General features: G+C 56.5%; 11 protein-coding genes. 6 read left to right on the top strand and 5 right to left on the bottom strand.

The genetic code is table 11. The annotated features are described in order from the left end of the window. Positions 1-230: 230 nt before the first annotated feature. The gene (gene bhcR / locus ACR0NZ_RS19575; protein WP_480521258.1) at positions 231-1079 is read right to left on the bottom strand and encodes an HTH-type transcriptional regulator BhcR; all 849 of its coding nucleotides are present in this window, start codon (positions 1077-1079) and stop codon (positions 231-233) included. A gap of 169 nt (positions 1080-1248) precedes the next feature. Here bhcR and bhcA point away from each other — a divergent pair, with 169 nt between their 5' ends. The 4 genes from bhcA to bhcD all read left to right on the top strand — a co-directional run bounded on the left by bhcA (position 1249) and on the right by bhcD (position 5691). Continuing rightward, positions 1249-2439 (top strand): L-aspartate--glyoxylate aminotransferase BhcA, encoded by a 1191-nt coding sequence (gene bhcA, locus ACR0NZ_RS19570; protein ID WP_480521256.1) that lies wholly within the window; start codon positions 1249-1251, stop codon positions 2437-2439. Continuing rightward, positions 2439-3407 carry a beta-hydroxyaspartate dehydratase BhcB gene (gene bhcB, locus ACR0NZ_RS19565; protein ID WP_480496144.1) on the top strand — a complete coding sequence of 323 codons (969 nt, stop codon included), beginning with the start codon at positions 2439-2441 and terminating at the stop codon, positions 3405-3407. Before bhcA ends, bhcB begins: the two co-directional genes overlap by 1 nt. Before the next feature lie 41 nt (positions 3408-3448). After that, positions 3449-4612: a 3-hydroxy-D-aspartate aldolase BhcC gene (bhcC, locus tag ACR0NZ_RS19560; protein ID WP_480521254.1), complete on the top strand. Its 1164-nt coding sequence runs from the start codon at positions 3449-3451 to the stop codon at positions 4610-4612. A gap of 113 nt (positions 4613-4725) precedes the next feature. After that, entirely contained in the window at positions 4726-5691 is a 966-nt protein-coding gene (bhcD, locus tag ACR0NZ_RS19555) for an iminosuccinate reductase BhcD (RefSeq protein ID WP_480496106.1), read from the top strand. 143 nt (positions 5692-5834) lie between these two features. Here bhcD and ACR0NZ_RS19550 read toward each other — a convergent pair whose 3' ends face one another. From ACR0NZ_RS19550 to puuE, 3 genes are read right to left on the bottom strand one after another with little or no spacing between them, the layout of a single operon-like run. Next, a complete protein-coding gene (locus tag ACR0NZ_RS19550; RefSeq protein WP_480477003.1) occupies positions 5835-7259 on the bottom strand; it encodes a uracil-xanthine permease family protein in 1425 nt (474 codons plus the stop codon). A gap of 55 nt (positions 7260-7314) precedes the next feature. Next, positions 7315-7800, bottom strand: coding sequence for an ureidoglycolate lyase (locus ACR0NZ_RS19545; RefSeq protein WP_480478180.1), 486 nt, complete (start codon positions 7798-7800; stop codon positions 7315-7317). Next, positions 7797-9209 carry an allantoinase PuuE gene (puuE, locus tag ACR0NZ_RS19540; protein WP_480477001.1) on the bottom strand — a complete coding sequence of 471 codons (1413 nt, stop codon included), beginning with the start codon at positions 9207-9209 and terminating at the stop codon, positions 7797-7799. Before puuE ends, ACR0NZ_RS19545 begins: the two co-directional genes overlap by 4 nt. Before the next feature lie 147 nt (positions 9210-9356). Here puuE and uraH point away from each other — a divergent pair, with 147 nt between their 5' ends. Continuing rightward, a complete protein-coding gene (gene uraH, locus ACR0NZ_RS19535) occupies positions 9357-9710 on the top strand; it encodes a hydroxyisourate hydrolase (protein WP_480521252.1) in 354 nt (117 codons plus the stop codon). Between the two features lie 133 nt (positions 9711-9843). Next, on the top strand, positions 9844-11076 hold the full coding sequence (locus tag ACR0NZ_RS19530; protein WP_480521250.1) for a urate hydroxylase PuuD: 1233 nt from the start codon (positions 9844-9846) through the stop codon (positions 11074-11076). A 115-nt stretch (positions 11077-11191) separates the two neighbouring features. Here the strand turns inward: ACR0NZ_RS19530 and ACR0NZ_RS19525 are convergent, their stop codons facing one another. Next, positions 11192-12433 (bottom strand): acyl-CoA dehydrogenase family protein, encoded by a 1242-nt coding sequence (locus ACR0NZ_RS19525; protein WP_480496114.1) that lies wholly within the window; start codon positions 12431-12433, stop codon positions 11192-11194. Between the last annotated feature and the right edge of the window lie 111 nt (positions 12434-12544).

Raw genomic sequence — 12544 nt, 5'->3', positions numbered from 1 at the left:
AACTCATGCAGAAAAACGGCCCCTTCAAAAACCTCTTCGACCAACAGTTCAACAAACACAAACAAAAAGTCGCACAGTAATAGGGGGAGCTGAAAATCAGATAACCGGTAAGAGTCACGCCTGTTCTGCTGTTGAGTTTGTCTGTGCACAATGCGCGTCTCAGCGCGTTGGTGTTGTGGCGCGGCAAGCGGATCCGGGGTCAGCGTTCGCCGCAATCTGGCGGCAAAGCCTTAGGGTTGCGGTGGCAAAACTGTCCCACCAATAGCCAGCGTCAACTGGCGCGCTGCTTCCATCACCGGGCGGCTCAGCCGTTCGATTTCGGCCGCTCCGACGCGACTGGTTGGCCCGGACACTGAAAGCCCCGCGACCGCCTCTCTGTTGATATCGAAAACGGGTGCTGCAATGCATCGCATACCCGTAGTCTTTTCTTCGTTATCCACGGAAAAACCCCGCAATCTGATTGCTGCAAGATCTTTCTTCAACGCCTCAGCGCCGGTAATCGACTGATCCGTAAAAGCCTGTAAATTCGCTGAGGCCAACCTTCGGTTCAATCTGTCTTCGTCCATGTGGGCCAATAACGCTTTTCCGATGCCCGACGCGTGCATGGGTGACAATGTACCGGGCGGAAAAAACGCCCGGATACTTTCATGTGTTTCAACCTGGCTCAGGAACAGCACCAGACCTTCTTTCTCAACTCCCAGATTGGCGGTTTCACCCGTGGTTTCCATCAATTTGCGCATGATCGGCCTTGCCCGTTCCACCAGACTGGTACGACGCAAAAACCGCGAGCCGATCACAAACGCCTGCGGGCCAATGTGCCAAACCTGTTCTTCATGGTCGAACTCGACCAGACCCCTGCCCTGTAACGTCACGAGGATGCGATAAACGGTGGCCGGTGCCTGACGCATTTCATCTGAAAGTTCAGTAAGAGCTTTGCCTTGCGCCTGGCTCAGATATTCGAAAACCTCCATCGCCCGATCCAGTGATTTGATCGTATTCTGCGCGGTTTTGTCGTCCCACCCCCGCGGTCTTCCCCGGGCTTTGCGACGGAGTTTCGGGTCATTGTCTTGCAATTCCATAAAAACCCTCTGAACATTTGTGAAAGACTATTTCAGGATATGAAAAATATAACTCACTGACAACTATAAGTTAAATCTCTTATCACGAATTCTGAAATGCGTTTTCAAAAAAATTTCCAATCGGGTTGATGAAACTTATTGTGCTGGCAAGGACGGAAGGAGACCATCCATGAGCTTTCAAAACCCCGTTTTCATCCCGGGCCCGACGAACATCCCGGAAAGCCTGCGCAAAGCCTGCGATATGCCCACGATCGACCATCGTTCGCCATTGTTCGGGCAAATCCTGCATCCTGCGCGCGCGGGCGTGCGGGACATTCTGAAAAGCGACAGCGCCGAAGTCTTCATTTTCCCGTCGACCGGAACCGGGGGCTGGGAAACCGCCCTAACCAATACGCTGTCCGCCGGTGACAAGGTTCTGGCGGCCCGCAACGGCATGTTCAGCCATCGATGGATCGATATGTGCCAGCGCCATGGGCTGAATGTTGAGATCGTCGAAACCCCGTGGGGCGATGGGCTGCCGGCTGACCGGTACGAAGAAATCCTTGCCGCCGACAAAAGCCACGAGATCAAGGTTGTTCTAGCGACGCATAACGAGACGGCAACTGGTGTGAAGTCGGATATCGCTGCTGTGCGCAAGGCGCTGACTGCCGCGCAACACCCGGCCCTGCTGTTTGTTGATGGTGTCTCATCAATCGCGTCGATGGATTTCCGGTTTGATGAATGGGGCGTGGATGTTGCCGTTACGGGGTCGCAGAAGGGTTTCATGTTGCCCGCTGGCCTTGCCATCGTCGGTTTCAGCCGGAAAGCGATGGAAGCAACCAAAACCGGCACTCTGCCCCGCACATTCTTTGATGTCCGGGACATGACCAAGGGATACGCCAACAATGCTTACCCCTATACACCCGCTGTCGGGTTGATGAATGGCCTCAATCAAGCCTGCTCTATGCTGCTGAATGAAGGTCTGGAGAACGTTTTTGCCCGGCACCACCGGATTGCGGAAGGGGTCCGTGCCGCTGTGGGGGCGTGGGGGCTGGAGCTTTGTGCCAGCAGCCCGGCGGTCTATTCCGATACCGTAAGCGCAATCCGTACGCCGAACGGCTTCAACGCGACGGATATTGTCACGCACGCAGCTGAAAAATACGGCGTTGCCTTTGGCGTGGGCCTTGGTGAGGTCGCGGGCAAGGTGTTCCGGATCGGGCATCTGGGCAGCCTGACGGATGTCATGGCTCTGTCCGGGATCGCCACTGCCGAGATGTGCATGGTTGACCTGGGACTGAATATCGACCTGGGGTCCGGAGTTGCCGCCGCACAGGAATACTATCGCGGCCATCCCGGTTCCGTTCAGAAGAACGCGGCATGATGAAGGATTGCACAATGTATATTCCAACCTATGAAGACATGCTTGCGGCGCATGACCGGATCAAACCCTATATCCGCCGCACCCCGGTGCGAACTTCGGACTTTCTCAATGAACTGTCAGGCGCGCAGCTGTTCTTCAAATGCGAAAACTTTCAGGAACCAGGCGCTTTCAAAGTACGAGGTGCTGCGAATGCGGTTTTTGGGCTGGATGAGAAACAGGCTGAAAAAGGTGTCGCCACCCATTCTTCGGGCAATCACGCCTCGTGCCTGTCTTATGCGGCGATGAAACGGGGCATTCCCTGCAACGTGGTCATGCCTCGGACAGCGCCGCAGGCCAAGAAGGATACGGTCCGCCGTTATGGAGGGAAGATTACAGAATGCGAACCCTCCACCTCGTCGCGCGAAGCGACATTTGCCGAGGTTCAGGCGGCTACGGGCGGTGACTTTGTTCATCCCTACAACGATCCTCGGGTCATCGCCGGGCAAGGCACCTGTTCGCGAGAGTTTATCGAGCAGACCGACGGTCTGGACGCGGTCGTTGCGCCAATCGGCGGTGGTGGCATGGTGTCTGGAACCTGTTTGACCCTGTCCAATCTGGCCCCAGAAACAGCGGTCATCGCGGCAGAACCCGAACAGGCAGACGACGCCTATCGCAGCTTCAAGGCCGGTCATATCATCGCGGATGATGCTCCAAAGACGATTGCTGACGGGTTGCTGGTGCCGCTGAAGGATCTCACCTGGCATTTCGTTTCAAACCACGTCTCAGAGATTTACACAGCCTCCGAGCAGGAGATCATCGATGCGATGAAACTGACATGGAAGCACCTGCGGATTGTGATGGAGCCATCTTCGGCCGTTCCGCTGGCCACGGTTCTCAAGAACCCGGACGCCTTCAAGGGCAAGCGTGTCGGACTGATTGTTACAGGTGGCAATGTCGATCTGGACCGGCTGCCCTGGATGAACGCCTGAATATTCCCCAACAAAAACAATCCCGGTATAGGATTACGGAGATGAAAGATATGAGCACTCTCGACCAGTTCGAAGTAGGTTACGACATTCCGGCCAAGCCTGGCATGGACGAAGCAGATATCCAGACACCCAGCCTGATTTTGGATCTCGACGCGCTTGAACGCAATATCAGGAAGATGGGCGATTATGCCAAAGCGCACGGGATGCGTCACCGCGTGCATGGTAAAATGCACAAGTCGGTCGACGTGGCCAAGCTGCAAGAGAAAATCGGTGGTGCCGTCGGTGTCTGCTGCCAGAAAGTTTCCGAGGCCGAAGTGTTCGTTCGTGGTGGGATAAAGGACGTTCTGGTTTCGAACCAGGTGCGTGACCCGGCCAAAATTGACCGCCTCGCACGCCTGCCAAAACTGGGCAGCCGCATTATTGTATGTGTCGATGATCTGGAAAACGTCGCTGACCTTTCGGCGGCGGCAGTCCGGCATGGAACACAGCTGGAAGTCTTCGTGGAAATCGATTGCGGCGCAGGTCGGTGCGGGGTCACAACGACACCCGAAGTGATTGAAATCGCCAAGGCGGTTGAGGCTGCTGACAACCTGAAATTCAGCGGAATTCAGGCCTATCAGGGCGCAATGCAACACCTCGACAGCTATGAGGCACGCAAGGAGAAACTGGATACCGCCATCGCGATGGTCAAAGACGCAGTAGACGGCCTTAAAGCCGAGGGTATCGAGTGCGAGCTGGTCTCGGGCGGCGGTACTGGGTCATACTACTTCGAATCCAACTCGGGCGTGTATAATGAGCTGCAATGCGGGTCTTATGCGTTCATGGATGCCGATTACGGTCGCATCCTGGACGAGAACGGCAACCGGATCGACCAGGGCGAATGGGAAAACGCATTCTTCATCCTGACCAGCGTCATGAGCCACGCCAAGGCTGAAAAGGCAATCGTCGATGCGGGCCTCAAGGCTCAGTCGGTGGATAGCGGTCTGCCTGTTGTTTTCGGGCGTGACGATGTCGAATACATCAAATGCTCGGATGAACATGGCGTCGTGATGGATCCGAGCGGGGCGCTCAAGGTCAATGACAAGCTGAAGTTGGTGCCGGGGCACTGTGACCCAACCGCAAACGTGCATGATTGGTATGTGGGCGTCCGGAATGGCAAGGTCGAATGCGTGTGGCCAGTGTCAGCCCGCGGCCGCGCGTACTGAGCCTGATTGCTCAAAGAATAAGCTTTCGGCCAAACATGGCCGGACAGTCGCCCGTGCGCGCCCGCTTTTGTCGGTGAAACGCACGGGCGCACGAATTTCGAATGGAGAATGACATGCTGATCGTACCCGAGCGCGAAATCGCCAACCTCATGACCCGCGACGCGGCCTTTGAAGCCGTCGAACAGGTCTTTGCCTCTATGGCCGCAGGGGACGCCTATAACTTTCCTGTCGTGCGCGAAGCCATCGGGCATGAGGACGCTCTGTACGGCTTTAAAGGCGGGTTTGATCGCGCCGGGCTGACACTGGGCCTGAAGGCCGGGGGGTATTGGCCGAACAACCTGGAAAAGCGCGGGTTGATCAATCACCAATCCACTGTTTTTCTTTTTGACCCTGACACCGGGAAACCGTCGGCGATGGTTGGCGGCAACCTTTTGACGGCCTTACGCACTGCGGCGGCCTCTTCTGTATCTATCAAGCACCTTGCCCGTGCGGGCGCGCGGGTGATCGGTATGATCGGGGCCGGGCATCAGGCAACCTTTCAGCTACGCTCGGCCCTGGAGACCCACACCTTTGAAAAGGTCCTTGGCTGGAACTACCACCCCGAGATGCTGCCCAACATTGAAAAGGTCGCCAGTGAAGCCGGTGTTCCGTTTGAAGCGGTCGAACTTGATGGCATGACCGAAGCGGATGTCATAATCTCGATCACCTCGGCTTTTGCGCCATCGCTGATGGCAAACCATGTCAGCCCCGGAACGCATATCGCGTGCATGGGAACGGACACCAAGGGCAAGCAGGAAGTCGAGGCGGCGTTGCTGGCCAAAGCATCTGTATTCACAGATGAAATCGCACAGTCGATTTCGATTGGCGAGGCTCAACACGCCGTGGCACAGGGCCTGATCAGGGAAAGTGACCTGGTCCAGTTGGGTGCGGTCATCAACGGAACGAACCCGGGCCGGACATCAGACGATCAGATCACGTTGTTCGATGGCACTGGCGTAGGTCTTCAGGATCTGGCGGTTGCTGCGTCTGTTGTCGAGCTGGCCGTACAGAAAGGCATCGCGATTGAGGTCGATTTCTGATGGCATCCCCGTGTGGTCGCCTAAGCGTCGCGTCGAAATACGCGTTTCTTATGTGAGCGATGGGCCAAGCCTGCCAGGCCTGAAACCAAAAAGCGGCGCACTACGTACGCCGCTTTTTCATCTACAATTCCGGGCTGAACCGGTCAGACGTGATCGTCCTGTTTGATAAAGCCCAACCCGTGGCCTGCCATTCCACCGGACACCTCTTCCGTCGCTTCATCCGAAAGCTCTTCGGGCAGAACCAGATTCAAGACAATGGCAATGATAGCAGCAGGCAATATCCCGGATGTCGCCAGAACTTTGAGAGTTCCGGGCAGATGCTGTAAAGCGCCGGGCTCTAATTGCAAGCCCAGACCCAGGCTGAGTGAAATCGCAAAGATCACCATGTTGCGGCGGTTCCACGTCACGTCCGACAGCATCGAGACACCAGCTGCAACCACCATACCGAACATCACGATCACACCGCCGCCCAGAACCTCGATCGGAACGGACGAGATCACCGCGCCGATCTTGGGGATAAGCCCGCATATGATCAGGAACAGGGCACCTATGGTTACGACCGTGCGGCTCATGACGCCGGTCATCGCGATCAGGCCGACATTCTGACTGAACGACGTGTTCGGCAGGGCCCCAAAGATGCCTGATACAGCAGTTCCAAGACCATCGGCAAAAGTCGCGCCCTGAATTTCCTTGTCGGTTGCCTCGCGTCCCGCGCCCCCTTTGGTGATACCGGACACATCCCCGACCGTTTCAACAGCCGACACGAAAGACATCGCACAGAACCCAATGATCGCCGCGAATGAAAACTCGATACCGAAGTGAAACGGGTTCGGCATGGCAAACGGAGACGCGCGCCCGACATTGCCCAAATTCACCTGACCCAGTGCGAATGCCACCACGTAGCCGACCAACAGGCCAATCAGAACCGCCGACACCGACAGCATACCACGGGCAAAAAACTTCAGGCCCAAAGTAACAACAATCACAGTTCCGGCCATGAGCCAGTTCAGACCAGAGCCGTACTCTTCGGTACCGATGGCGGGTACACCGCCTGCCGCGTACTGGATGCCGACTTTGACAAGCGCAAGCCCGATCATGGTGACAACAAGACCGGTAACCAAGGGCGGAAGCGCAAAGCGAATACGGCCAATGAACAACCCAAGGCTGGCATGAAACAGGCCGCCAACGACTATACCACCCATCAATACGGCAATCGCATCAACGCCCTTTCCAACCACCAACGGGATCATGATCGGAATAAAGGCAAATGACGTCCCCTGCACGATTGGCAGGCGGGCACCAACAGGCCCCAGCCCAATGGTCTGGAACAGTGTCGCAACACCCGCAAAGAACATCGACATCTGGATCATGTAAATCATCTGCGGGAAATCGGGGCTGTTCGAACCAAACCCGAAACCCGCCGCACCGCAAACGATGATCGCTGGCGTGACGTTGGAAACGAACATCGCCAGCACGTGCTGAATTCCCAAAGGAACCGCCTTCAGAATTGGCGGGGTGTAGTTCGGGTCACGGAGCTGCTCCGGCGTCCCTAAAGTTGCATCTGACATCGCGTTTTTCCTCCCAAAAAACTACGTGGGCCGGCCCCTCTTCCGGCAATGTCCCCTATTCAGTGATCGTGTAGGCATTCTGGAACCAATACTCCTCAAGGTTTGGCCCGTTTCCTATTCGGTCGACCACGGCGAACAACCCAGGGGGATGAAGCGGTGTCAGAACCCCGTGCCAGGTGTTCCGGTGATAATTCACGCCCTGTCCGGGCGCGGTGATGAATGCAACAGGCTCACCCGGCACACCCGCGTTGTCGGGCGCCACAACAACGACAAAGGGTTTATCTGAAAGCGGCAGAAAGGCCTGGCTGCCGTCGGGGTGGCGCTCGACCATTTCAAGTTTGATAGGCAGGTTGAAGGCCCGGGATTGGAAAACGCTGATCCCTGCGCGCCCCTCATGGAAATCCAGCTGGGCGCGATCATGGTATCGTGCGCATTTTCCCTGATTGATGTATTTGTCCACCGCCCCAGACACCTCGATGACATCGCCGAACGGCGCAAAGGCCTCGGCGGTCAGTGGCCGGAGTTTCAGCGTGGATGTCATTGCGCGAATTTCTCGATCAACCGCAACTCGGCAATCCGTTCGACCTGACGGCAGGCCTCAGCGAATTCGGTGTCTCGGTCACTATCTATCCGACGGTGAAAAGCCTCCAGAATGCTTGCTTTGGTGTTGTCCTTGACCGCAATGATAAAAGGAAAGCCGAACTTGGTTGTGTAGGCGTCGTTCAGGGTCGTGAAGGTCACACGTTCTTCATCCGTCAGCATGTCCAGACCTGCCCCAGCCTGTTCTGCCGTGCTTTCCTTGGTCAGACGTCCCGCAGCAGCAAGTTTGCCTGCCAAATCAGGGTGGGCTGTCAGGACGCCAAGCCGCTGCTCGGTTGTGGCGGAACGGAATACGCGCGCCAGCGCGTTGTGAACACCTGCGGCATTGTCATGTGTGGGGCCCAGCTCCAGATCAAAGGCCGCTTGGGCAATCCACGGGCTGTGTTCGAACACACCGCCAAATTCAGCAACAAAATTTGGCCGGTCCATTTCCGACGGGGTCAGCCGTTGACTTGGCGGATGCGTTTGCGCCCAGTGATCAGCAATTTGTTCGCGGGTGGCAAACCAGACCCCGTCATGTTTCTTGAAGTGGTCGAGTGCGCGTTTCAGGGCCATGGCGCGACCAGGGCGGCCGATGAGGCGGCAATGCAGTCCGATCGAAAGCATCTTCGGCTCGCCCGCTTGGCCTTCGGCGTAGAGCATGTCGAAGCTGTCCTTGAGATAGCTTTCAAACTGTTCGCCGTTGGTATAGCCCGCCTGAATTGCAAACCGCATATCGTTGCAATCCATTGTGTAAGGCACGATCAACTGATCCTTGCCACCAGCCTTGACCCAATAAGGCAAATCGTCGGCATAGCTGTCGGCAATATAGGCCAGCTCGCCTTCGGCGGCGGCCAGATCGACCGTGTTCATCGAACAGCGGCCCGTGTACCAGCCACGCGGTGGTTTGCCCACAACCTCGGCATGAAGCCGGATCGCTTCACGGATCTGGGCGCGTTCTTCTTCCGCATCCATGTCCTTGTGCTCAACCCATTTCAGGCCATGGCTGGCAATCTCCCAGCCTGCGGCCTTCATCGCCGCAACCTGCGCCGGTGCACGGGCCAATGCTGTGGCAACGCCATAAACCGTGACAGGAAGGTCCTGCAAAAGCCGATGCACCCGCCAGAACCCTGTGCGGCTGCCGTATTCGTAAATGGATTCCATGTTCCAGTGCCTTTGCCCCGGCCAAGGGGCCGCACCAGTGATTTCGGAAAGAAACGCCTCGGATGCGGCATCCCCGTGCAAAACGTTGTTTTCGCCGCCTTCTTCATAGTTCAGCACAATCTGAACTGCGATTTTGGCTCCGTTTGGCCAGTTTGCGTTTGGCACTTGCCGGCCATAGCCGGTCATGTCTCGTGGATACCGCGTCACATCAATTTCCCTCTTGGTGAAAAGACGAATAACCCAAACAATCACCTATGTTTTTCAAAAAATACTGTAAGCAGTCTTTTGACAGACTGCCTTTGCCTGCCGCAAGGGTATTGCAATAGTAACAGCGATGCTTAGCGAGAGGTGCAAATGGCCGGTTACCTTACAACACATGTCCTGGATACGGCACGGGGCTGCCCTGCCAATGGGATGAAGATCGAGTTGTTCCGGATCAACGGAACAGACCGCGCGTTGCTGAAAACTCTGCTCACCAACGAAGACGGTCGCACCGATGAACAAATCCTTCCCGAAGCCGCGTTTTCGACAGGCGAATACGAATTGGTGTTTCATGCGGGCGAATACCTCGACGCCAGTGGCGTGCCGCCTGAAAGCCCGCGTTTTCTGGACTTGATTCCGATCCGGTTCGGAATGTCCGAACACGCCCATTATCATGTTCCGCTACTACTTTCGCCTTTCAGCTACGCGACCTATCGCGGAAGCTGAGCGTTGCGCCGCGTGATCCTGTAGACTGACATTGTATTGTTATTTTTGATACTGCTTGATCTTTCGTAGCAATACCCGATGAAAACTCTATCACCTAGAGTGCCGAAGAACTTGGATATGTAGGAGCAACGCCATGTATGACCTGGCTGTTTTGTGGGAGTGGATGGCCTTTTCCGTCCGCTGGCTGCATGTGATCACGGCGATGGCGTGGATCGGCGCGTCATTCTATTTTATCGCGCTCGACCTTATGCTTAAGCCGAACCCTGCCTTGCCAGAAGGGGCCTATGGCGAGGAGTGGGAGGTGCACGGGGGCGGGTTCTATCACACCGTCAAATATCTGGTCGCACCCGCGCGTATGCCCGAGCACCTGACCTGGCACAAATGGCAGAGCTATACGACATGGCTTTCGGGTGCGGCCTTGCTCATGATCATATATTGGGTCGGGGGCGAGTTGTTCCTGCTTGATCCGACCAAAGCGGATCTGGCTTTGTGGCAGGGGATATTGATCTCTGGCGGGTCACTGACCATCGGCTGGCTGCTTTACGACCAGATGTGCAAGTCGCGCCTGAGTGAGCAACCCACCGCGCTGATGCTGTTGCTGTTCGTGATTCTGGTGGCTATGTCCTGGGGTTACAATCAGATTTTTACCGGTCGTGCCGCGCTTTTGCACCTGGGTGCGTTCACTGCAACCATCATGACGGCCAATGTGTTCTTCCAGATCATGCCCAACCAGCGGATCGTGGTGGAAGACCTCAAGGCGGGTCGGACGCCGGATGCCAAATATGGAAAGATCGCCAAGGTGCGGTCGACGCACAACAACTACCTGACGTTGCCCGTCGTGTTCCTGATGCTGTCAAACCATTATCCTCTGGCCTTTGGCACCCAGTTTTCATGGATCATCGCCAGCCTGATCTTCCTGACCGGCGTGACCATCCGCCACTACTTCAACACGATGCACGCGACCGGGAAAGGGCCGCACTGGACCTGGGGTGTCACTGTCATCCTCATGATCGTGATCGCATGGCTGTCTTCTGTCAGAACCGGCGAAACATGGGAAGACGCCGAAGCAAGGGCGCTGACATCTTACGAAGAAAAATTTGCGTCGGCTGCGGGGTTTGAAGAAGCCTATGACACTGTGCTGGGCAACTGCTCGATGTGCCATGCCCGCGAGCCGGTTTATGGCACCATGAATTGGGCCCCCAAGAAGGTTTATCTTGAAACACCCGGAGATGTTGCCCGGCACGCCGACCAGATTTACCTGCAGGCCGGAATCAGCCATGCCATGCCGCCGCCCTCAGCGGTTCAAATGGACGTGGAAGCGCGACAAACCATCATCGCATGGGTGCGCGAGGTCAGAGGGCAGTAGGATTTTCGCAGGGCTACATCCTACCCTTCACTTCCTACCCCCTGCCGCGGGACAAGTACCTTGTTTCTGCCGCTCAAACAAAGCAGGGCGCACAAGACCTGATGCCGCCCCCGGCCTAGCGCGATGGAGGGGTCAGCCATTGGGCCGACATGCCAAAATTCGAGTTCTTCAACTCTTGCTTGGCAATCGCCTGCAAATGCACCTCATCCGGCCCATCTGCATATCGCAGCGCGCGTGCCCAGGTATAGCTGTCGGCCAGCGGTGTATCCGGGGTCATGCCCATCGCCCCAAAGACCTGCATCGCGCGATCCGTGACAGCAGCATGTACATTGGGCGCCACGACCTTGATCAATGAAATCTCTCGGAATGCTTCTTTTGCGCCCACCTGATCAATCTTCCAGGCCGCTTTCAGGGTCAGCAATCGCGCCTGTTCGATCTCCAGCCGGGACTTGGCGATCCATTCGCGGATCACGCCCTGTTCTGCAAGCTGCTTGCCAAACGCCTTCCGTTCCTGCGCGCGTTCGACCATCAGGTTAAGTGCCATTTCCGCCGCACCGATCGATCGCATGCAATGGTGGATGCGACCGGGACCAAGCCGGGCCTGCGCCAGAGCGAACCCGCTGCCTTCCTCGCCCAAAAGATTGCTGACCGGGACACGCACATCCCTGAAGACCAGCTCGGCATGGCCCTCGGGGTCGTGCATGTTCAGAATGGTGGGGTTGCGAACAATCTCAAAACCGGGCGTGTCCTTTGGGACAATGACCATGCTCTGCTGTTTGTGTCGATCCGCATTGGGATCCGTTTTACCCATGACGATAAACAATCTGGTGTTCGGGTGGCAGGCGTTCGTGATGAACCACTTGCGGCCATTGATGACGTATTCATCCCCCTCACGCCGTATCGAAGTGGTAATATTGGTCGCGTCCGAACTGGCCACATCCGGTTCAGTCATCGCAAAAGAGGATCGGATTTCACCGTTCAACAGCGGCACCAGCCACGTCTCGCGCTGTTCCGGAGTAGCAAACATGTGCAACAGTTCCATGTTGCCGGTATCGGGCGCGCTGCAATTGAACACTTCCGAAGACCAGGCCACCTGCCCCATAAGTTCGGCCAGCGGCGCGTATTCCAGATTGCTCAGCCGGGTGCCGGGTTCATCGTCGCGCAGGCTGGGCAGGAACAAGTTCCACAACCCTTCGGCCTGGGCTAACGCCTTGAGATCTTCCATAAACGAGACCGGGAAACTGCCTGCCGCCATTTCTTCTTTGTGATCGCGTATGCGCGGGTAAATATGCGCCTCCATAAATGCTTTCAGGCGGTCATACATTTCCGTGGCGCGCGGTGATGGGGCAAAATCCATGGCGGTTCCTTCCGGTGCGTTGTGGCAGTGATGTCCTCAAACCCTGTTCGCGCCAGCACGGCCGCCAAGGCACTGTCTTCTGGTGAGTTTTATCTGGCGCTTGATTACGCT

The sequence above is a fragment of the Ruegeria sp. AE3 genome (assembly GCF_056542225.1).
Note: the sequence above shows the minus strand (reverse complement) of the source record. Positions and strands in the feature narration are given on the sequence as shown.

Coding starts and splice junctions, on each gene's coding strand:
- bhcR (WP_480521258.1), bottom strand. CDS start 1,079: ATGGAATTGCAAGACAATGACCCGAAACTCCGTCGCAAAGCCCGGGGA.
- bhcA (WP_480521256.1), top strand. CDS start 1,249: ATGAGCTTTCAAAACCCCGTTTTCATCCCGGGCCCGACGAACATCCCG.
- bhcB (WP_480496144.1), top strand. CDS start 2,439: ATGAAGGATTGCACAATGTATATTCCAACCTATGAAGACATGCTTGCG.
- bhcC (WP_480521254.1), top strand. CDS start 3,449: ATGAAAGATATGAGCACTCTCGACCAGTTCGAAGTAGGTTACGACATT.
- bhcD (WP_480496106.1), top strand. CDS start 4,726: ATGCTGATCGTACCCGAGCGCGAAATCGCCAACCTCATGACCCGCGAC.
- ACR0NZ_RS19550 (WP_480477003.1), bottom strand. CDS start 7,259: ATGTCAGATGCAACTTTAGGGACGCCGGAGCAGCTCCGTGACCCGAAC.
- ACR0NZ_RS19545 (WP_480478180.1), bottom strand. CDS start 7,800: ATGACATCCACGCTGAAACTCCGGCCACTGACCGCCGAGGCCTTTGCG.
- uraH (WP_480521252.1), top strand. CDS start 9,357: ATGGCCGGTTACCTTACAACACATGTCCTGGATACGGCACGGGGCTGC.
- ACR0NZ_RS19530 (WP_480521250.1), top strand. CDS start 9,844: ATGTATGACCTGGCTGTTTTGTGGGAGTGGATGGCCTTTTCCGTCCGC.
- ACR0NZ_RS19525 (WP_480496114.1), bottom strand. CDS start 12,433: ATGGATTTTGCCCCATCACCGCGCGCCACGGAAATGTATGACCGCCTG.